Raw genomic sequence first — 21974 nt, forward strand, 5'->3', positions numbered from 1 at the left:
TGGTTTTTCAAGCAGGTCGTGTGCTATCAGAACACGACCGTCTTGTTGCCGTGCACCAGCACACGGTCTTCGAGGTGATAACGCAGGCCGCGGGCCAGCACCATCTTCTCGACGTCACGGCCGAAACGCACCATGTCTTCGATGCTGTCGCTGTGGCTGACACGCACCACGTCCTGCTCGATGATCGGGCCGGCGTCCAGCTCTTCGGTCACGTAGTGGCAGGTCGCGCCGATCAGCTTGACGCCGCGCAGGGACGCCTGGTGGTACGGCTTGGCGCCGACAAACGAAGGCAGGAAGCTGTGGTGAATGTTGATGACCTTGTGCGCATATTCGCGGCACATGTCCGGCGGCAGGATCTGCATGTAGCGCGCCAGCACCACCACTTCGGCGTCGTGCTGTTTGACCAGGCGCGACACTTCGTCGAACGCTGGCTGCTTGTCCTGCGGATTGACCGGTACGTGGTAGTAAGGAATGCCGTGCCACTCGACCATGCTGCGCAGGTCGTCGTGGTTGGAAATCACGCAGGAAATTTCGCAGTCCAGCTCATCGCTGTGCCAACGGTGCAGCAGGTCGGCGAGGCAGTGGGATTCGCGGCTGGCCATCAGCACCACGCGTTTTTTCTGCTCGGTGTCGGTGATGCGCCAGTCCATCGAGAACTCTTCGGCGATCGGCGCGAACTTCTCGCGCAATTCTTCGATACCGAACGGCAGCGAATCGGCACGAATTTCGTGACGCATGAAGAACCAGCCCACTTGATTGTCAGAGTGGTGGCTCGCTTCGGTGATCCAGCCGTTATGAGAGGCCAGAAAATTACTGACTTTGGCAACGATGCCAACGCGGTCCGGGCAAGATATCACCAGCCGAAAAGTGCGCATGAGGGGGAAACTCCAGAACTTCACAAAGGCCGCCATTCTAGCGACTGTGCAGGAAAACTGCAGTACGCATGCGTGCCGGGCGAAACGAAGCCCGGCGAAACGGCTTTCTGACGCAGGTCTTCGTCAAGACCGTGACGCTTTAGCGAGGCGTTTGTCAGACAACTGTAAATATCTGTGCTGACTGCATCACATTATTTAACGGAACATTCAATTGACGGCTAATTCCTGTAACTCATTTAAATAAAAAGCCCATCTAAATGTTTACTTGATGAAACAGCCTGACTATTATTGCGGCACTGTCCCCTGTCATTCAGCATTCTACAAAAGGTAGTACTCATGTCCTTGATCAACGAATATCGCGCCACCGAAGAAGCCATCAAAGAGCTGCAAGCCCGTCTGAAAAACCTGTCCGAAGACGACAAACTGCAAGCCGAACTGGAATTCGAAGGCAAATTGCGCACGCTGATGGGTGAATACTCCAAATCGCTGCGTGACATCATCGCGCTGCTGGACCCGGAAGCCAAATCCAAGGCTCCACGTGGCGGCGCAGTGAAAACTACCGGCACCAAGCGTGCACGCAAAGTTAAACAATACAAAAACCCGCACAACGGTGAAGTCATCGAAACCAAAGGTGGCAACCACAAGACTCTGAAAGAGTGGAAAGCCAAGTGGGGCGGCGACGTGGTTGAAGGCTGGGCTACCCTGCTGGGCTAAGCCGCGACACCTTCGCCGAGCGATCCGCGAACAAAAAAACGCCAGCTTGCGCTGGCGTTTTTTTATGCCGGTAAATTATTACCGGGCATGTTCGATTTCACAGATTCAAACGTTTGCGTAATGCCTGGACATAGTTCTGCCAGTCATTGAGCACCTCTCGCTGCATTGGCGTCGCACTAAGCGACCATTGCTCGGCACTCTCGATAAATGACTGCACGGTATTCGGTGCGCCTGCCTCGGGTTGCGTCAGACGCTGCTGACAAAATAATCTCCAGCGTTCCTGCTCGGCAACATCCAGGGTCTGCGGAAAGTTGCGTGCTCGATATCGAAAAAGTAATTCGGGCAAACGTTCATCATCGAAAGGCCACGGCTCTTGCGCTAGTTGCGCAGGGTCCGCCATTCGAACTTGCTCACATAGGCGGCGGTCACGATCGCCGATAAATCCGTCGTACAACTGCTGCTCGGGATCTTCGTTGGGGGTGAAATCTTCGCTGGCATAAATCGCCGCGATTTTATCTTTCCAGACTTGTTGTGCGTCAGTTAGTCGCAGTGCCCGCTCCTGATAAAGCGCCATATCCAGCCCAAGGCGTTGCTGATCTTCTGCACGCAATACCGCCAGCGGCGCTACAACCGGACAACGATTGATGTGAATCAGCTTGAGCGGCACCGGCAACTCACCTTCGGCCAACTCATCGCGGCGGGTATAAAGACGCTGGCGCAGGGCGTGCGCGTCCAGGTCCAGCAGCCCCTGCGGATCGAGATGCAAGTCACAGACGATCAAGGCGTTACGGTTCTTCGGGTGCCAGGCCAGCGGCAGGACCACGCCGACATAACTGCGCACCGCCGAGAAACGTCCGGACACATGCACCATTGGCTGCAACAGGCGGATCTGATCCATGACTTTCTGTTTGCTGCGCAACTGGAACAGCCAGTCGTAGAGTCTGGGTTGTTTCTCGCGAATCAGCCGCGCCAGTGCGATGGTGGCGCGCACGTCCGACAGCGCCTCGTGGGCATGGCCGTGATCGATATTATTGGCCGCCGTGAGGCGCTCGAGCTTGAGGGTCACGCGGCCCTGGTCATCCGTCGGCCAGACCAGACCGTCAGGACGCAATGCGTAAGCGGCGCGCACCACGTCGATCAGATCCCAGCGACTGTTGCCGCCCTGCCATTCCCGGGCATAGGGGTCGAAGAAATTGCGATACAGGCTGTAGCGCGTCATCTCGTCGTCGAAACGCAAGGTGTTGTAGCCGGCGCCACAGGTACCCGGTGCGGCCAGTTGCGCATGCACACGGGTCATGAAATCGGCTTCGCTCAAACCCTTCTCGGCAAGCTGAGCGGGCGTGATTCCGGTGATTGCGCACGCCGCCGGATGCGGCAGGATGTCTTCGCTGGGCTGGCAATACAGATTCACCGGCTCATCGATTTCGTTGAGCGCATGGTCGGTGCGAATCCCGGCCACCTGCAGCGGACGGTCGTTGCGCGGATTGATGCCAGTGGTTTCGTAGTCGTACCAGAAGATTGAAGTCACGGGCGAATCCTGAACAGAAGATCGGCGAAGTCTAGGCGCTCCAGGGTTACCACGGCCAGCCTCGGAGCCCTTGAACAGCAATTTCTCCAGATTCCTACAGCTGAATTGCATTTCCCTTGTGGGAGCGAGCCTGTTCGCGAAAGCTTTCTGTCAGTTGCACATGGGCTGACTGATCCACCGCATTCGCGAGCAGGCTCGCTCCCACACCCGAGAGGCTGCTAGCATCAGCCGCACTTGCATCCCGAACAGGCGAACATCAGGTAGCCCATGCTCGAACCCACAGCACCGCCAAGGAAAGCACCGCTGGATACGCGGCATCAGGTCGAAACGCCGGAAGGCATCGACCTGCCGTTACGCCCCGCCGGGCTGATGGTGCGCGCCGTGGCGTTTGCCATCGATCTGGGCATTCGCGGCTTGATTCTGGGCGTGCTGTTTATCGCACTGGCATTTCTCGGCAAGCTCGGCATGGGCCTCGGTTCACTGCTGCTGTTTGCCATCAGCTGGTGGTACATGGTGCTGTTCGAGGTGCTGCGCCAAGGCCGCTCGCCGGGCAAGCAATGGCTGGGTTTGCGCGTCGTCCATGACGACGGCACGCCGATCGGCTGGTCGGCCTCACTGCTGCGCAACCTGCTGCGTGTTGTCGACCTGCTGCCCTTCGGCTATTGCCTCGGTGCGATCAGTTGCCTGCAACACCCGACCTTCAAACGCCTCGGCGACATTGCCGCCGGCACACTGGTGGTCTACAGCGAACGCCCGCTCAGTCGCCCGCAATTGCCTGAGGCCGAACCTCGCCGCTGCCCCGTCGCTCTCACGCTCAGCGAGCAACGCGCGGTACTCGGTTTCGCCGAGCGTCAGGCCGAGCTGTCGCCGGCTCGAGTCAATGAGCTGGCGGCATTGCTGGCGCAGCCGCTGCATATCTCCGCGCCCAAGGCCGTGTCCGAACTCAATGGCATCGCACGCGGACTGCTGGGGCCGACCCCATGAAGCAGAGCCTGTTCGAAACCCGCCACAAAGCCGAATGGGAGCGCTTCGCCCTGGCGCTGGAACGCCTCGAACATGGCAAGGACACCGCGCAGGTGAGCGCTTTTCCCAAAGCCTATCGACGTCTCTGCCAGCATCTGGCTCTGGCCCAGGAGCGCGGCTACAGCAGTTTTCTGATCGATTCATTGCAGCAGCAGGTGTTGCGCGGCCATCAACAGCTGTATCGGCATCGCAGTCGCCTCGGCGCGCAAATCATCAGTTTCATCCTCGCCGACTTTCCGCGACTGGTGCGCGAAGAGTGGCGCTTCGTTGCGGTTGCCAGCCTGCTGTTCTTTGGCAGTCTGATCGGTTTCGCAGTGCTGGTTTATCTGTTTCCGCAGCTGATCTACAACCTGATCCCCGCCGAACAGGTGCGCGAGATGCAAGGCATGTACGACCCCGTCGCCGGCCACCTCGGACGCTCGGCGGAACGCGCAGCGAGTGAAGACTGGGTGATGTTCGGCTATTACGTGATGCACAACATCGGCATCGCCTTCCAGACCTTCGCCAGCGGTTTGCTGATGGGCGTGGGCAGCGGTTTTTTCCTGCTCTACAACGGCATGATCATCGGTGCGGTGGCCGGACATCTCAGCGAAATCGGCTTCGGCCAGACCTTCTGGTCCTTCGTGATCGGCCACGGCGCATTCGAACTGACCGCCATTGCCCTCGCCGGTGCCGCGGGCCTGAAGCTGGGCTGGGCGCTGATCGCACCGGGACGCCTGACCCGCGGTGAGGCACTGCGCCTGGCCGCGCAAAAAAGCGTGCTGCTGGTGTGCGGGGTCATGCTGTTCTTGCTGATTGCAGCCTTCATCGAGGCTTACTGGTCGTCGAAGACCAGTGTCGCACCGCTGACCAAATACGCCGTTGGCGCCGCGCTGTGGCTGGCCGTTGCGGTTTATCTGCTGTTGGCCGGAAGGACCCGCCATGCGCCTGAGTGACGCCAGTGTGGTGATCCGCCCGCGCACGACCTGGGAAGCCATGGACCTGGGCGTGTTGCTGAGCCAGCAGCATCGGCGGTTGTTGATGACCAGTTGGGCTCTCGTCACCCTGCCGCTGTTCGCCCTGCTCAGCGTGCTGCTGTGGGATTCGCCATCGCTGGCGGTGTTTGTGTTCTGGTGGCTGAAACCGGCATATGAACGCCTGCCGCTGTACATCCTCTCCAAAGCGCTGTTCGGCGAGACGCCGACGCTCAAACAGGCCTTGCGTGAATGGCCGCGCCTGCTCAAGCCGCAACTGCTGGCCAGTCTGACCTGGCGCCGGCTGAGCCTGAGTCGCAGCTTTGTGCTGCCGGTGACGCAACTCGAAGGCCTCGACGGCGAGGCCAGACAACAACGCCTGCAGGTGCTGCTGCAACGCAACGGCGGCGCCGCGCAATGGTTGACGATCATCGGCGTGCATCTGGAAACCGCACTGTGGATCGGCGTGATGCTGCTGTTCTACATGTTGCTGCCGCAGCAGATCGAAACCGATTGGGACTGGCAGTCGCTGCTGCTCGCGGCCGATCAGGACTGGCGTTGGCAGGAACACCTGACCAACGCGTTTTATGCGCTGATCCTGGTGGTCTGGGAACCCGTCTATGTTGCCTGCGGTTTCAGCCTGTACCTGAACCGCCGCACGCAACTGGAAGCCTGGGATATCGAGCTGGTCTTCCGTCGCTTGCGCCAGCGCCTGAACAACAGCGTGCTCGGCGTGTTGCTGGCCGCGTGTCTGCTACTGCCGAACCTGCAACCGGTGTGGGCGGCTGATACGCCGGACGCGCCACGACTGCTCAATCAACCGCTGACCAGTCAGGCCTCGCGCGACAGCATCCAGTCATTGCTGGAACAACCGCCGTTCAAGAACAAGGAAAGCGTCACCCGTTACCGCTTTGGCGAGGATCCGGCGAGCCCGGCGAAAGACGCGCAACCGGGTGAGGCGCCGCAGTGGCTGAAGACCCTGCTCGGCTGGCTCGACGGGCAACGCCTGAATGCCGTGGCCAATGTCATTGAAGTGCTGTTGTGGGGTGCATTGATCGCCGCGCTGGGCTGGCTGGTCTGGCGGTATCGCGAATTCTTCCGGACCTTTGTCAGTCGTCGCCCGAACCTGCCATCGCGCAGCAAACCACCGGCGCCACCGCAAGTTTTCGGCCTCGATCTGAACCGTGAAACCTTGCCTGACGACATCGCCGCCAGCGCCGAACAATTGTGGCTCAGCGAACCTCGCGCCGCGCTGGGCCTGCTCTATCGCGGGCTGCTCAGCCATCTGCTGCACGATTTCGACCTGACGCTGAAAGCCGCCGACACCGAGAGCCAGATCCTCGAACGCATCGAGCAATTGCAACGCCCCGACCTGCTCGCCTACAGCCGCAACCTTACCGGCCACTGGCAGAACATGGCCTACGGGCACCGGGTTCCACCGGCACATTTGCAAGCGGAGCTGTGCAACGGCTGGCGTGCATTGTTTGCCAAAGGTGCTGCGCATTGAACCGGCGCATCGGCTGGTCGATCGGTGCGCTGGCGCTTTTGCTGCTCGGCGGCTTGAGCCTTTTTCTGTTTCTCAAAGCCCGGCCGTATCAGGAAGTTATCGATCACGGCCCCTCGCCCACCGCGCAAGCCAACCCGTATCTGGCCGCAGAAATGTTCCTGCGCGAGCGCGGCCTCGCGGTCAATCACGCCGACACCCTGGCGGTGCTGCCGCAGATCGATCCGCACAACCACACCTTGCTGTTGTTCGGTGAACGCGCGCGGATGACGCCGCGTGAAGTCGATCAGGTGCTGAACTGGACTCGCGCCGGCGGGCGTCTGGTGTTTGTCGCCGAGTCGCTGTGGGATGCGCAAACCCGGCAAAGCAACGATCTGCTGCTCGACCGCGTGCAACTGCACCAATCGCTGAGCAAAGACTTGAAAGATCCTCCGGCAGAAGTGGAAAAGGATCGCTTCCCGAAACTGACCAAGCTGTATCTGGAAGACGAAGACGCGCCGGCCTACGCCGGTTTCGACACCGACTTCCACCTCGATGACCCGAACAACGTAGCCCAGGCCTGGGCCAACAGCGCCAAAGCCACGCACATGATGCAACGGGTATACGGCCTCGGCACGGTCACCGTGGTCACCGATGCCGAGCTGTGGAAAACCCCGGCCATCGGCCAATACGACAACGCCTGGCTGCTCTGGTACCTGAGCGCGGACACCGACGTCACGCTGATTTACAGCACCGCCCACGATGGTCTGTGGACGTTGCTCTGGCGCTACTTCCCGCAGGCTATCGTCGCCCTGCTCGCCTTGATCGGTCTGTGGTTGTGGCAGGCGAGTGTGCGCCACGGGCCGGTGCAAATGCCGGCGCCAGCGGGTCGCCGGCAACTGCTGGAGCATCTGCGCGCCAGCGCCGATTTCCTGCTGCGCCACAACGGCCAGCAAGCGCTGTTGCAAGCGCTGCAGCAAGACGTCCTGCGCCGTGCCCGTCGCCGCCATCCCGGTTTCGATCAATTGAATGTGGCCGAACAATGGCTGGCGTTATCGCGCCTGACCCGGCAACCCACCCGCGCCATCAGCCAGGCCCTGAGCCCACGACCGAAGCAGCGTTTGTCCAGCGCCGAATTCAGCCGTCAGGTCGCTCATCTGCAAACCTTGAGGAACGCGTTATGACTGAACAGATCGAGCCCGGCAGCGCGACTCACGCCGCCCAGCAACGCCAGCGTGCCAGCCAGTTGGCGCAAGCGGTACGCAATGAATTGAACAAGGCGCTGATCGGCCAGGAGGCAGTGGTCGACGACGTGCTGACCGCGCTGATTGCCGGCGGCCACGTGTTGCTCGAAGGCGTCCCCGGTCTGGGCAAGACCTTGCTGGTGCGGGCGCTGGCGCGTTGCTTCGGCGGCGAGTTTGCGCGCATTCAATTCACCCCCGACCTGATGCCCAGCGACGTCACCGGCCATGCCGTGTATGACTTGCAGACCGAGCAGTTCAAGCTGCGCAAAGGCCCGTTGTTCACCAACCTGCTGCTGGCCGATGAGATCAATCGCGCTCCGGCGAAAACCCAGGCGGCCTTGCTCGAAGCCATGCAGGAACGCCAGGTGACACTTGAAGGTCGCGCCCTGCCCATCGCGCAACCGTTCATGGTCCTGGCCACGCAGAACCCGATCGAACAGGAAGGCACCTATCCGCTGCCGGAAGCCGAACTCGACCGGTTCATGCTCAAGGTGCGCATGGATTACCCCGATGCCGATCAGGAACTGAACATGGTCCGTCAGGTGTGTCGTTCGACCCGCGCCGACATGCTCGACGTGCAACCACTGCGCACCGTGTTGCAGGCCAAGGATGTGCAAGCCCTGCAACGGATTGCCAGTGATTTGCCGCTGGACGATCAGGTTCTCGATTACGCCGTGCGCCTGGCGCGCAGTACGCGAACCTGGCCGGGGTTGACCCTTGGTGCCGGGCCGCGCGCCTCGATCGCCCTGGTGCGTTGCGCCCGCGCCCGGGCGCTGTTGCGCGGCGGCGAATTCGTGATTCCCGATGACATCAAGGGTTGCGCGCTGGCCGTGCTGCGCCATCGCGTGCGCATCGCGCCGGAACTGGATATCGAAGGTCTGCAGGTCGATCAGGTGCTCGCGCAATTGCTCGATCAAGTCCCGGCGCCACGCCTGTGAAACCCTCGCGGCTGCTGCTGAGCTGGCTCGCCCTGCTGCTGGTCGTCAGCCTTGTGCTCGGCGTTTTTCAGGCACTCGGCAGGGAGCTCCCGTCGAGCCTGATTGCGATCAACTGGGGTTTGCTCCTGGCTCTGTTGGCGTTGGCAGTTATTGACGCACTGCGCCTCAAACGCCTGCCCTCGCTACGCATCAAGCGGCAGATGCCCGGCAGCCTGGCATTGGGGCGCTGGGCAGAGGTGCAGCTGGACATTGCGCATGACTTCGCCGAGGCGCTGAACGTCAATCTTTTCGACCACGTTCCCGACGGCCTCGCGTTTGAACATCTGCCATGGGCCGTCGAGCTTCAACCCGGCCATTCGAGCCAGATCCGCTACCGTCTGCGCCCGGCCAGACGCGGGCATTTCCGCTTTGAACAGTGCGAAGTCAACCTGCCGAGCCCGTTCGGATTATGGTCGGGAAAACGCCTGATCGAGGTCGCCGATCAGACCCGCGTCTATCCCGATTTCGCCCGGCTCTACGGCGCAGAGTTACGCGCCGTCGACAACTGGCTCAGCCAGCTTGGCGTACGCCAGCGGCAACGTCGCGGTCAGGGTCAGGAGTTCCATCAGTTGCGCGAATTTCGTGAGGGCGACAGCCTGCGCCAGATCGACTGGAAAGCCACCGCGCGCCAGCGCACGCCGATTGCCCGCGAGTATCAGGACGAGCGCGACCAGCAAATCATCTTTCTCCTCGATTGCGGCCGACGCATGCGCAGCCAGGACGATGAACTGTCGCACTTCGACCACGCGCTCAATGCCTGCCTGTTGCTCAGTTATGTGGCGTTGCGTCAGGGCGATGCGGTGGGATTGAGTACGTTTGCCGATGATCGACCGCGCCATGTCGTGCCAGTCAAAGGCAGCGGGCAACTGAACGTGCTGCTCAACGCGGTTTACGACCTGGACAGCACGCAGCGTCCGGCTGATTATCAGGCCGCCGTCAACCAACTGCTGACGCGCCAGAAGCGCCGGGCACTGGTGGTCATGGTGACCAACCTGCGCGATGAAGACGATGAGGAGCTGCTGAGCGCGATCAGGCGTCTGAGCGCACATCATCGGGTAATGGTCGCCAGTCTGCGCGAAGAAGCGCTGGATACGTTACGCCAGTCACCGGTGCAAACGCTGCCAGAGGCGTTGGCTTATTGCGGCACGGTGAACTACCTGAATGAGCGTGCAGAACGCCATGAGCGCTTGAGTGCTCATGGCGTTGCCGTGATGGATGTTCGGCCCGCAGCGTTCGGCGCCGAGCTGGTGACGCAGTATCTGAGCTGGAAAAGTAGTGGGGCGCTTTGATCACTCCAGAATCGGCACATACACCGATCCACTTTCGGAGGTGCCGTCGGCATTTTCCACTTCAACCTCAAGGGAAACGATTTCCGACGCGGCCATCACTTTCCAGCCAGTCTTGAATTCACCCTTGCTGTCTGTAATGGAATCAATGAAAGGCTTGCCGTTGACGCGGACCCGAATTTTTCTTTGAGGCACGGGTGCTGCCGACGTTTTGTCCACGACCAATGCAGTCATCGATACATAGGCGCCCACATAGGCAGGATTCGGCGTCGCAACAACAGACGCCACAACAGCTGGACGCTCAGTGACAATCAGTGGCAGCGATTTCATATCCCATCCCGCCACGCCCCCCTTCACCGCCGCCCACACATGCCCCTCCCCCGGAACCCCCAGCGACAAGCGAAGCTTTGCGTGCCCTTGAGCGTTGGTACGGGTTGACGGCAAGAATTCATCCGCGTAATTCCACATGACCTCAACGTCACTCTGCGGCTGACCATCGAGTGCTGACACGACGCTGGCTTGAAGCTCTACCGGTTCACCCGGATAGCCAGCGGACTGGATAAGGACCAGTTCGTTGATTTCAAGCGGCGCATTGAGCGTGAATCGATAATGAATGGAGCGTGCGCTCGCGCCTGCTCCCACGGTCGCAGTCAACTCGTTCAATCCAGGGCAGGCAGGGATAAAACCTATTTTCGCCCTTCCGTAAAAGTCCGAGACACTCATCAAGTCATTGATCCCGGCCCCGAGCCATTTTACCGTTATGCCTGGCATCGCTTTGCCGCTGATCGATGACTGCAATCTGACTTGCCACTCAAGTGTCTCTCCCCAATCAAGTACTCTGTCCGCAACGGTATGTTCGGCAAACTCTACGACCCGCGAACCTGAACCCTGCGACATCGCATTGGCCGGCGAAAGCCGTGCCAGCCGTTCGGCGCAGAGCCGCAAGGCAAAACTGCCGTCCGTGAAATCTCCCGCGCGCAACCCGAACCTTGCCATTCCATTCGTGACGACCTGCGCCATGCCCAGCTCTGGCTCATAGCTATTGCCCAGTACTGCGGGCGCCGTGCCGGTATGCCCCATACGTACGGTCTGCCCGTTAAATTCTTCCGGGAAAAACGCCACGATACTGTGCCGACCGTTGCGACGCGGGAATCCGGTGGTCACACCCCAGACCTGACTGGTCTGACCATCGAAACTGACCTTGACTCGCGGCCAGAGATCTTCTGCCAATGTTTTGAAGGTGACGCTTCTCTGCTCTGAGGTATTGTCGAAGAGACTGAGCAAAGTCGCCTGCACCGTATGCATGTCGGCGCTCACGGGAAGCACGGCGAAGCCGGAGTTACCACTGCTGTCCGTGTTGACCACTACGGGGGCTGCGCCTGCGTACCATGTGACCGGCACATCGGCAACTGCCTCCCCGGTAAATCGTGATACCACATTAGCCCACGTCCAGGCCCGATCAAGATCCACTACCGGATCCACCGGTGATTCCAGTATGGAATTGAAACTCAAGGCGTTATGTCCCAGATCCATGGGTGTGACGGGGGCGAGGAATGCCAATTGAGGCAGGTTCACAGCGAGCGCAAAGTCACCTGCTTTTGTGCTGCTGCTGAAGTCGAGTTGCCAGAAAGCACCCTCTGCACCCAGCGGTTGAGATTGCGCCAGGGGCGGACGCACGCCCGCGTTCAATTCTTCGGCAGGCGTTCCCGACCACTCCAGCGCTGTTGACAGACCCACCAGCGGGCTCAGCTCATTGAGCCAGACGGTGAACTGATGATCCGCACCGAGGCAGGGATATAGCGTCTGCCCATCGAGTGCTGCCGTTACGCGGTCCAGCCTGACGCCAAGCTCCCGGGTCAGGTCTGCATTGACGAATCGCCCGCACAACTCGCGATCATCTGCAACAGCATCAGCGCGCAGACGCAACTCAAAGGGTCTGCTCAGGCTTTCGGCGGCGCTGGAGGACAGGTTCCATGTCAATCCATCAGCCCCCAGCGGGAAAAAAATGCCCGGGTCAGCCGGGTTCAGACCGATCAGCGGATCGCCCTCTCGCCAATCCAGACTGATGCGTTTGTTGTCGACCCATGGGCTGCCCTCAACAGGGGTGACCTTCAGCACATGGGTCTGTCCATGCCGGCACACCAGGCCGATGGTTTGCAGATCCACTGCTTCGTCATCCAGAGTGATCTGCACATGCGCCTTCCAGACATTGGTCGCGATTGCCTTCACGACGAACTCCATCTCGCTCGGCTCGGCATCTTCATGAGCCTTAATGGTGGCAGTCACACGATGGTCTCCCGCAGCGCCAGGCTGATGGCTATGACTGGCCCAGCCACCGGTGCCTGTCAGGGTCTTCGTCACGCTCCCATCCGGCTCCGTCCAGAACACCAGTGCTCCCTCGACCGGGCCACCGGTTCCCGATGCCGTCTTGTGCAGCACCTGCACCCACATTCGTGCGCTGTCGTTTTCATCCACCACACAAATCCTGTCAGGCCCTCGCACCTCACCAGGTTCAACGACATTGCGCGCCAGCAACATGGGTTTGGCAGGCGAACTTTCCAACAGATGCGCAGAGGTCAACCGCAGAGAAAACTGGCCATCGTCTCTGTCCTCGTTATCAAATCGATACTCAAGCAGTCCACCCGAACCTATACGAGCGGCTGTTTCAAGCGGTGGCGTGACAGTAACTCCCAGCTTCTCGGCAGGGTCGCCGCTCCAGCGCAACGTCACGTCTGTGTCCCACAGTTCCTCGGGGAAGCGGATTTGCAAACGATAGGTCGTTCCGCGATTGGGATAGCCTTTCTGATCCCACGGCCGCTCGCCTCCCTCTCCAATGATCGTGCGGATCTCTTGCAACGGGTCGGTCGCCAGCACCTTGACTTCAAAGACGTGACTCACTGCGCCGCTGGCGTAGTAGAGACTTTCGACCGACGCTTGGATCTGCACATCGCCGGCCGCGCTCGGTTGTTGTTCAAACCAGGCCCAGCCCTCACGATCGGTCGGCGTTGTGGTTTTTACGTCCGTGCCGTCTACCGTCCAGGTTACTGTCATGCCCTCCAGCGCCTTGTCGGTGTAATACGAACCGACGCAGACGCCAACCCTGATGGATTGGCCATACTCCATTACCACGTAATGCGCCGCCTCTTTCAGTTGAATGAACTTGAGGCGGTGGTCACCCAGTGAGACCGGAATATCCAGCACGGGGGAGTTGAACTCGTTCGCTAACTGCAGAGTGAAAAGATAGGGAGGGTCGCCGTCAAGTTCCGGGCAAACGAGACTCCAGTTATCATCCAGCGGTTTATCCCTGCCCCAGTCCGGATCGGCGACAATTGCGCCCTGTGGGTTGTTCCTGATGTTCAAGGACGCCCGAGTACCCTGCCAGGCATCATCCTGCGCATGGATGCATTTGAAGCGGTGCGCAGTCGAACCCAGCGCGCCCAGACAAAGAGGCAAGACGCGCGCCAATGGCAATTGTTCTGCGTCCAGTTGCAACGTCAACACATGCGCGGCCGGCAAATGCAACTGCAGGTTGATCCGGGTGATACGCAACGAGGAGAAGTAGTCGCCCTCTTTGTTGAGCGGACTGATGGCGTGGACTTTCAGAAGCTGTGTATCCAACAGCGGCAGTGTCACATCCACTTCGTACGTGTGTGGCCGGAACAGCCGAGGCAGACCATCGCGCTGGCGCTGGAGGTCGGCATTGCGGTCGCGAAGTGCGCCCACGCGCAGGGGAATTTTCTGCGTATCGGGCAGCCCGGCCACACTGAGCTCCAGCAGCCCCTCCTCATCGTGGTCCATTTCACAAAGAAAGCTGATGACATACCTGACGTCGTTGCTGGCACTTTTGAATAAGGTAATTTCCTGATACGCGGAAGACCCGTCGAGAGCGGACAGGATATTCAGGCGCTCACCACTTTCCAATTGCTCGGCCTTGGTCACGACATAAGCCGGGTTGACCGGCCCTCTTTTCCACTCTCGCAGGCTCTGAGAGAAGTCGCCGTTGAGGATCAGATTGCGCTCGGCTTGAATCCCTGGGTTACGCATGATGACGGCTCCGTTCGGCATTGCGCTGCAAAGCATCCGCTTTGGCTTCTGTCACCAGGTTTTCCACTGCCAGTACGAAGGTCGGCTCACCGGGCCTGGCCGAATAGCGGATAGTGATAATGAGGTCGGTAATGGATGCAAGCACGGCAGATTGAGCCGGCTCGCCCCACCACGGAAAATGGATTTCCCAACAGGAAACGGCCCCCGAGCACTCAAAGGCGCGAAGCAGCCCCGTATCCTGGTCTTCCATGACGCGCCCATCATCGGCAACGCCTTGGGAAATGCCGATTTGCTGCCCCGAGCGCGTGTTGAACACCACATCGGCAGGTGCTGCCTTGCTCTCGGGGTTATGCAGATATTCCACCGCCTGTGGCACTGGCCGGACGACGGTACGACTGCCAGTCTGGGTCAGCGTGGCCCTGAGGTTTTCGTAGGGTCCGAGCAATGCCGGGCAGTCAAATTCAACCGAGCGGATCAACCGGCAGTATTCACCGGGATGGTCGCGATTGAAGTTCAACTCACTCACGCAAAAAGCGAGGCGTCCGTGAGTCTGCAGGTTTCCAAGCGCCGTCGCCCAGTCGGGGGCGTCGGGCTGCGGCTCGACGGTATCAGCGAAAAGCTGTCGCAAGGAAACGGTCTTGACCCGCTCGATACGTCGCTCGAAGCTTTGCAGGTGATCGCGCTGCTCGCGCATCAGAAAGCCCGCCAACTGCTGGCCAGCCAACAAACCGTGATGTTTATCGGACCATGCCTGGGCCAAAATCGACGGTGAATCGTAATCACCGGTTTGTGCAATGCGCGATGCCTGAGCACTGACGCACAGACTGTAAGTTGCGTCATAAGCCTGGTAGTACAACGCCTTGAGTTGTGCCAGCAGCCAATCGTAAAGCTGACTGTGGGTGGTGCGTTTTTGCAGAAAGTCGTACACGGCCATGGATTGAAGATTGGTTTGCAAGACCAATTGCAGACTGGCCTGGGCCGCATCCACAGCAATCACCTGCGCATTGATCTGCTCATCCAGCGCCTGCAGTTCGGCGAGTGCCAGGTTGCGTTGCAAACCCCACTCGCGGCGACGCAGACGATAGCCTTCAGTCACCGCTCTTTTTTCCGCGTCGGCCTGCTTGCCCAGTGAGGCAATCTGCAAGCCCTGTGCGATGGCATGCAAAACACCTTCTGGAAAGGCATTGCCGTTGGCCATACCAAAAACTTTGGGAATGACCGAAATCCCCCCCGCCGCAGACTGAACCGCGACCGAGCCCTGATTGAGTTCCTTGGCAGCGTGAAGGTCATCCATGACCTTGTATTCCTCTGCCGTGACGTTTTCGTCAAACCACGCGGCGTACTCATCGGCGCGTTGCTTGACGGCGGCGTGACTTTGGCGCAAGGCCGTCAGCGTCACGTCCATCTGAGCGAGGGATTTTTCCTGAATGGTTTTCGTCCATTCGGCTTGTTCCAGCAAATGCCTTTGTTGCAACTCAATCTGTTGCGCTGTGTCGCGCTGTTCCATGAAGCGCAGCAGTTCACTGCCGAGGTTTTGCAGCTCCTGTGCAGACCGCAGGGCAAATTCGCTGGTGACTCGCCAGCCGTAGCCGTTCAGGACTGGCCGCCCCCCCATTCGCCGTGGCCCGGCGTTGTTTCCTGCCGCCAGATCACGTAACAGTTGCGCAGGATCACCCGGCGGTTCATACAGCGGCAATTCGAGCGGTTTGCCATCAATGGTCAACCAATGGCGCAAGTTGTAGAGGCGCTGCCGAGGCAGTTGGATCAGCGCCAACAAGCGATCATTGGTCGGCAGTTTGAACGGTGGTGTCGCCAGCAGCCCCATCGCCGGTGCGAAATCAGCCGCGGGCGGTACGTCGGCAAGGGAATACACATGCGTTCTCTCGAACGCTTCCAGCGTTGGACGCGCGCCGCTCTGGTCAATCAGCGCTCCGAGCGTCTGCGTCTGCCAATCGGCCACCGAGCGCGCCGTAGGCGGGTCGCCCATCAAGTCCTGCGCCTGCTGATAACACTCCTTGGCCAGCACCAGACTGTCCCGCGTCTGCTGGCGGTAATACCAGTCCCCCTCCTCGACCAGATTCTTGACGAACTCCATGAAGGTCAGGATCTGAAAATGCTGTGGCGCCGCATAACTGATGGCGTACGGATCATCTTCTACCAGACACTCAGAGCCGGCATTGCCGGGACTCACCAAGGGCCGGCAGCGCCAGTAGTCCGGCTTGTCGCTTGGCTGCGGGGGATTGGAAACCTGCGCGGTCGCTTGCGGATCGAACACCCTGCGCCACCAGGCTTCAGCCTCGCGATAACGATTTTCGTCGCGGAAGCGGATACCCACCAGATGAATCACATGGTAGTACAACTCCCAGAAGTACAAGCCATTGGCACTATTGAAGGCACCGTTGGGCTCATTGACCGGCCCGGCTTCCGAGGTCGGCTCATCGAAAAACTGCGCCTCCCAGGCGTACACCGCATCTACAGAAATATTGGCGAGCCCGACCAGCCGCGGACCGAACAGCGAATTAAGGCGTACCCGTGCCAGGGTTCCAGGCTTGTTGAAGGCCAGAAACTGCGCCGCGTCATGCCGATTCTTTTCCAGTACCGCGGGATCGAAACCCACGATGCCGGTCATTGTCAGCACGAACTGTTTCCGGCCATAGGTTGCAGAGGCAGTAGTCGCGCCGAAAGTGAAGGTGATGGGGCTGATGAAGCCGCCTGAACCACGCGTGTAGGTAAGCCAGTCGGTGGCCCATCCACCGTCTGTCGAATACGTTCCACTGGTTTCCTTCGGATCCCCGCCCGAGGGTTCGCTGGTCAGCGTCAAGTCGAAACCCACGGTTGCCACGCCCCCGGTGCCATTTGGCCTGCAAATGCCCCTGACGGCCAGGATGTCTCCCGTGGAGTGAGTCAGCACAAACGCATCCAGTTCGTAGAAGTCAGTCAGCGTCCCGGACGTCGGGATCGTCGTAACCATTTTTGGCCGCATCTGTTCAGTCAGCGAATGCTGGACAGTGAGCACACTGTCGAAACGTTGCGCGAGTTTTTCCAGCCAGCCGCCCTCATACGCAGGGAGTGGCCGAAACAACACATCGCGCATTACCGGCGTCTGCGCTTCATCACCTTTGAAAAACAAAACGCCGAGAAAGCCATTGGGATGACTTTCGGTAACACGGATCGTGGCAATCAAGCGGCTATCGGCTGGCGGAGGCGTGTCGAGATCTCCAATGCTTTGCAGATTTGTTGCCGGCGACCACTCTCCGTTCTGCGATCTGAAGGCTATGTTGATGCTCACCTTGTAGGGAACATAGCCATCCTTGTCTTTCTCCCCGAGTTTGTCTGAAAGCTCGGCCCAGACCAGACACGGCCTGCCGTTCCAGAACACCGGGCGCACATCCAGCACGGTTCCGGTCACCCCGACATCGATCATGTCCCACTCGTACCACGCCGCCGGATTGACGTTGGTACAGGTCGGCGTCAGTTCAATCTGCGCTTCGCGCCAAAAGTATCGGTAAGGCGCCACCCGTTCTCGGCCGACAAGGAAATAGCGCCCATCCACGGCCGTGGTGCCATGCAGAAAAGCACTGATGACTTCCAGGTTGCAGATTTCTTCAAAAGACTTCAGATAGGCACGCAAAGCGATCAGTACCGAATCGGTGCTTAACCGTGTCTGGTTCAGATCGGTCATCAACGTCAGGAACAAACGAGTCATGCGAGACCGCGCGAACGGCGTCATGTAGTTTTCCGGGTAAATGAGGAGCAACATCAACGCCGACCAGTCCGAATAGTTTCTGTACAGCTCCCAGCGTTTCAGATCCTCTTCAGGGAACTCTGTCTTCGAATACCCCGGCTCAAGCTTGCGGTAGGCAGCATTGATGAATTTCTGCGCGCAGCTGATTGCCTCGGCACCCAGTGCACTGGGCACTTTTTGCGTGTCGAGCGAGTCCAGACGCAACAATTCATTCAGATGGTCAGCGTTCTTTATGATGCTGAACCGGCCATCGCTCTCGCCGAAGTGGCCCAGGCAATACTCCGTCAGAGCAGTACGACGTTGTTCGAGCAAATCGTTGATGATGCTTTGGCTCATGATCTTCACCTTCTGGCGGGGCTGCGCGAACGTCATGCTTCATTCGGAAGGGGGGGAGGCGCGAATTCAATCGGTGCAAAGTCCACTGTGTTTTTGCTGCTCTCCGAGAACACGGTGCAAATGAATGTGCCTCCCGTCGGACTTGAGATAACCGCTCGGGCAACGCCTTGCTGAGTGGTCTGGCCCTGCTGAGGCCGAATCACCGCCTCAACCGCCAGTAAAGACGCGTCATCAACAGCTGTGGCGGACCAACGCACCCCGCGGTTTTTGCCCAGATTGCCGAAGCGATCCATGAGCACGGCCGATAACTCGACCGCTTGCCCCGCTGGCACAACGTTGGTGGGCACTCTGGACATGAAAGGCGCGGGGAAATCCAGGTGCAGCTCGTCGTCGGTCACCTGGATGAGCGGCCCCTCCTGCGGCGCGATCAAGGGCAACCAGAACAGCGGACGCTCAGCGCCCATGACCTTCCCTGGCGTGTAGGTTGCCGTGGCGACACCGGTTTGTGGCTGGGTGTTGCCGATAACCAGGGTGCCAAGACTGGCCTGTCCGCGAATGGACACACCGCTGAGCGCCGTGCCGTCCTGATCTGTCAGCCTGATGGTGAAAATGATCTTGCCCTCACTCCCGGCAATCACCTCGAAGTTATCCGGCACAATCTGCATGTTGATGAGCGGCGCCCGCAGCTCGGCGGATGGGCGAACCGCTGCGGCCGTTTCCCACAGACTCAACGAGGCATGCTCGGCAGCGTCTTTGTAAACCGACTTGTCGACGGTTTCAGGCAGCGTCCCCAGGAGAAAAATGGTCAGCGCATCCATCTGGGTATGGGTGGCCAGTTCGCGTACCCGAACCAACAGATCCAGTTGCTGGAGATTTTTCAAGAGCCTGTATGTCGGGTCGATTCGCCCGATGCATTCGTGCACTTCCTGCTCGCTCCAGTCGAAAAACCGTGCCAGCCAGACCTCCGATGCCTGCTGTGCAAGGCGCAGCGCGTCGGTGGACAAACCCTCCGGATCTCCCCATTCATGGATCTGCCTCAGGTACTCAAGCAACTCGGTATGAGGCTGCTTGCTGATCTCGAAGGCATGAATCAGAACCGTCAGGTAGTACAGCGTTGCGACGCTGAAGACTTCAGGGTCGTTCTGCTGCCACCAATCGTTGAGTCCGTAATCGAGCAGGGCATCGAGGGTTTCGAGGCTTATGTCGAGTTCAGCCACGACGGCGCTGAGCCGACGTATGTCAGCCAGCAGAAAAAACAGCGGATCAAGAGGTTCCTCGCGCAGGGTGTGTGACAGCTCCCAGTCCTCACCCATTTGCTCGACGATTCTGACCAACAGCTCATAAACGCTCGAATTCGCCCAGGTCAAGACCTTCAGCGCCCTCTCTGCATCCAGCCCGGTATAAACGGCCAGACATTCACGCGCGACTGACAGCTGAGCAGCACGCGCCTGCAGCAGAACCGTGAGCATGATTTCGACGATGGGCGCACGCACACTGATGTCATCTTCAATCAGCCCCTCCCTGACCGCCTTGTCGAGTTCCTCTCTGGCGAAAACAACGTATTGGTCTTCCGTACCCTCGCGGGATTTCACCAGCCCCAGCGGGTCAGTCAGCGAAGAAAGCAGATCTTTCCAGTTATGCCCCACCTGCAGCGGCGGCACACCGGCGGTCACAAATCCGGTATGCGTCAATAATGCCTCGCCCAGCAAATTGCGGACCTGCTCGAACAAGCGCAGTTCTGGCTCGGCCGCCACATTGGACACCTGAGGAACCGCCACCTGTTGCAGCATCCACAGCACCGGCAAATCGCGCGTTCGACACCAGTAGCGGCATGCAACCAGTGCCGAAATGAGGTTCAACACATCGGGGGCAGTGTCGCCGGCCGTGGGTTCTCCCGTGATTACCGGAACGCCCGCCAGTCCGTCAGCCCATGCCTCCCCGCCAAGCACCATGAGCATCAACAGCCCCTCGACCGGCGTCATGCCCAACAAGCGGGGCAATTTCACCAGTCGGTAAAACGCCGACAGAATCTCCGGGCTGCGCTCGAGCGTCCCGGTTCGGCCATGGGCACGGGCAATCGCCAGCGCCAGATACTGGTAGGTCTGCAGGTCGATTTCCAGTGCGCTGCAGATTCGGCTGATGGTGAGTTCGGGCACACCCTGCGCCGGTAGCAAGAGAAACTCACCGTTATCCAGGAGCAATGGATCGCGGTAGTGTCTCTGGACATTATTGAATATCTGATCAAACTGTGACGCTAGCTGCCCGCGGCCATAGATCGAGAATTTGTCGATAAACACCGCGAACTCCGCAGCCGTGCACTGGAAGCCTTCACGCAAGGTCTGGAACAACCCCAGCGCATGCACGGTATGGTCGGTAACCCAGATGGCGGGTTTTACAGGTTTTTCAGGGGAGTCCGGGATGCCAGCCCACTCGGCGTTGAAAGCGGCCACCAGCAGCGAATCGACCTCTTCGGGAGGCAGCCTCAGCCATAAATCCAGGCGTCGCTTGCGGTTCATCCGGTCGTATCGCCTCGGGTTGAGGGGGGATTCGCTCAACCGGTGCTGAAATCTTTCGTAATTGACACTGACGGCGGGTGATTCGCCGCCGTTGATAAAAACCGAACCGGAACGCTCGCTTTCCTCCTTTTCGGCAGCCGCATAGATACTCACGTTATCCGATCGTGTTGGTGCGTAACGGCCAATGGACAGAAATGCTTCCACGCCATCGGCATCCAGTTTGGTGCGCTTGGCGAAAAAATTCACTTGATTGAGGTTCTGCCAGTCCACCCCGGTGGCGCCGTAATTCTTCAGATAGAATGCGTTTCTGGTGTCGGCGTCGTCGGGAACGGGCCTCTCGGTCAACAAGTCTCGCTGAAACGGCCCCAGCCGCGACGCATGCGCCAGCGCACGACCGGCGTCGTCATCCCAGGCATCCGGGAGAAGAAAGTTGGGATATTCGATATTTGTCCAGCGGGCGAAGTGCCCTACCGAAAGACCGTGATCAGCGACCAGCGCATTGATGGTTGCCCAATGCTTGTAGTACGGCAAACCGTTCGGATAGCGCCGCAGGATCATGGCGGCTTCCAGCTCCGCTTCAGTTTTGCCGATAAACCTTTCCAGTACCTTGAGCGTGATCTCCACTGCTGAAACGGTCTGGTGCATCGCGTTGTGGTCGATGAGCAGCTCGCTGATATCGGCCCGACGCGTGTGGATCGGAATCATGCCGGTTACCGCATCGGAATCACCATAGTCCTCGATATTGTCCCCGACCCACTTCCACATCTCTACCAGATAAGCGACAACCCCCGTGGCATCTTCGAGCGCGCCAACCGGTGCGAACTGGTCAAATGCCGGGCGGAACAGGAGTTCGAAACTGGGCCCGGTATTGAACCCACCCGCCTCGAACGGTGCCGGTGTCGTCTCGCCGGCCAATGACTGCTCGATGAACTGCCGTCGCAGGTAAACCGCCAGGCCATTCAACCGACGCAGCAACTTTCTGGCGTCCTCGACATTGATGTCGAAGTCTTTCGCCAGGCCCTCGGCGCCCTTCTCCACCAAGGGAAAAATCGACTCACCACGCTCCAGCCAGGATCTCAGACCGGCGAACTTCTCCAGGCTCTGCTGCTCGCCAAAGACCTGCTCGAACAACTCCAGGGCGGGTTTTTTCGCCGTACTTTTACTGGCCATGCTGTCAGTCCTTGAACAGTTGATGTGCGCTGGCGGGGAACCTGGCCGGCATCGGTTGATACAGAGCATTCAGCGCTTCG

General features: G+C 59.5%; 12 protein-coding genes. 7 read left to right on the plus strand and 5 right to left on the minus strand.

Annotated features, from left to right (window positions below):
• Positions 1–26: 26 nt before the first annotated feature.
• On the minus strand, positions 27–875 hold the full coding sequence (gene purU, locus BLU71_RS15765) for a formyltetrahydrofolate deformylase (RefSeq protein WP_016773477.1): 849 nt from the start codon (positions 873–875) through the stop codon (positions 27–29).
• A gap of 336 nt (positions 876–1211) precedes the next feature.
• Here purU and mvaT point away from each other — a divergent pair, with 336 nt between their 5' ends.
• On the plus strand, positions 1212–1589 hold the full coding sequence (gene mvaT, locus BLU71_RS15770; protein WP_016773476.1) for a histone-like nucleoid-structuring protein MvaT: 378 nt from the start codon (positions 1212–1214) through the stop codon (positions 1587–1589).
• Between the two features lie 97 nt (positions 1590–1686).
• Here the strand turns inward: mvaT and sbcB are convergent, their stop codons facing one another.
• Positions 1687–3117 carry an exodeoxyribonuclease I gene (gene sbcB, locus BLU71_RS15775; protein WP_083353449.1) on the minus strand — a complete coding sequence of 477 codons (1431 nt, stop codon included), beginning with the start codon at positions 3115–3117 and terminating at the stop codon, positions 1687–1689.
• A 267-nt stretch (positions 3118–3384) separates the two neighbouring features.
• Here sbcB and BLU71_RS15780 point away from each other — a divergent pair, with 267 nt between their 5' ends.
• Genes BLU71_RS15780 through BLU71_RS15805 form a run of 6 tightly spaced genes read left to right on the plus strand, consistent with a single transcriptional unit; the run spans position 3385 to position 10086 of the window.
• Positions 3385–4101, plus strand: a complete 717-nt coding sequence (locus BLU71_RS15780) for an RDD family protein (protein WP_083353450.1) — start codon at positions 3385–3387, stop codon at positions 4099–4101.
• Positions 4098–5075 (plus strand): stage II sporulation protein M, encoded by a 978-nt coding sequence (locus BLU71_RS15785; RefSeq protein ID WP_083354343.1) that lies wholly within the window; start codon positions 4098–4100, stop codon positions 5073–5075. The genes BLU71_RS15780 and BLU71_RS15785 overlap by 4 nt, the downstream gene beginning before the upstream one ends.
• Positions 5062–6600, plus strand: a complete 1539-nt coding sequence (locus BLU71_RS15790) for a DUF4129 domain-containing protein (protein WP_083353451.1) — start codon at positions 5062–5064, stop codon at positions 6598–6600. The genes BLU71_RS15785 and BLU71_RS15790 overlap by 14 nt, the downstream gene beginning before the upstream one ends.
• Complete coding sequence (locus BLU71_RS15795; RefSeq protein ID WP_083353452.1) at positions 6597–7760, plus strand: DUF4350 domain-containing protein; 1164 nt, start codon at positions 6597–6599, stop codon at positions 7758–7760. Before BLU71_RS15790 ends, BLU71_RS15795 begins: the two co-directional genes overlap by 4 nt.
• A complete protein-coding gene (locus BLU71_RS15800) occupies positions 7757–8758 on the plus strand; it encodes an AAA family ATPase (RefSeq protein WP_042607313.1) in 1002 nt (333 codons plus the stop codon). Before BLU71_RS15795 ends, BLU71_RS15800 begins: the two co-directional genes overlap by 4 nt.
• Complete coding sequence (locus BLU71_RS15805; RefSeq protein WP_083353453.1) at positions 8755–10086, plus strand: DUF58 domain-containing protein; 1332 nt, start codon at positions 8755–8757, stop codon at positions 10084–10086. Before BLU71_RS15800 ends, BLU71_RS15805 begins: the two co-directional genes overlap by 4 nt.
• Here BLU71_RS15805 and BLU71_RS15810 read toward each other — a convergent pair whose 3' ends face one another.
• From BLU71_RS15810 to BLU71_RS15820, 3 genes are read right to left on the minus strand one after another with little or no spacing between them, the layout of a single operon-like run.
• Positions 10087–14127: a hypothetical protein gene (locus tag BLU71_RS15810; RefSeq protein ID WP_083353454.1), complete on the minus strand. Its 4041-nt coding sequence runs from the start codon at positions 14125–14127 to the stop codon at positions 10087–10089.
• A complete protein-coding gene (locus BLU71_RS15815) occupies positions 14120–18208 on the minus strand; it encodes a neuraminidase-like domain-containing protein (protein WP_083354344.1) in 4089 nt (1362 codons plus the stop codon). The genes BLU71_RS15810 and BLU71_RS15815 overlap by 8 nt, the downstream gene beginning before the upstream one ends.
• Before the next feature lie 32 nt (positions 18209–18240).
• Complete coding sequence (locus BLU71_RS15820) at positions 18241–21894, minus strand: Tc toxin subunit A (RefSeq protein WP_083353455.1); 3654 nt, start codon at positions 21892–21894, stop codon at positions 18241–18243.
• Between the last annotated feature and the right edge of the window lie 80 nt (positions 21895–21974).

Origin of the sequence: Pseudomonas moraviensis, from assembly GCF_900105805.1 — a bacterium.
Lineage (GTDB): Bacteria > Pseudomonadota > Gammaproteobacteria > Pseudomonadales > Pseudomonadaceae > Aquipseudomonas > Aquipseudomonas moraviensis_A.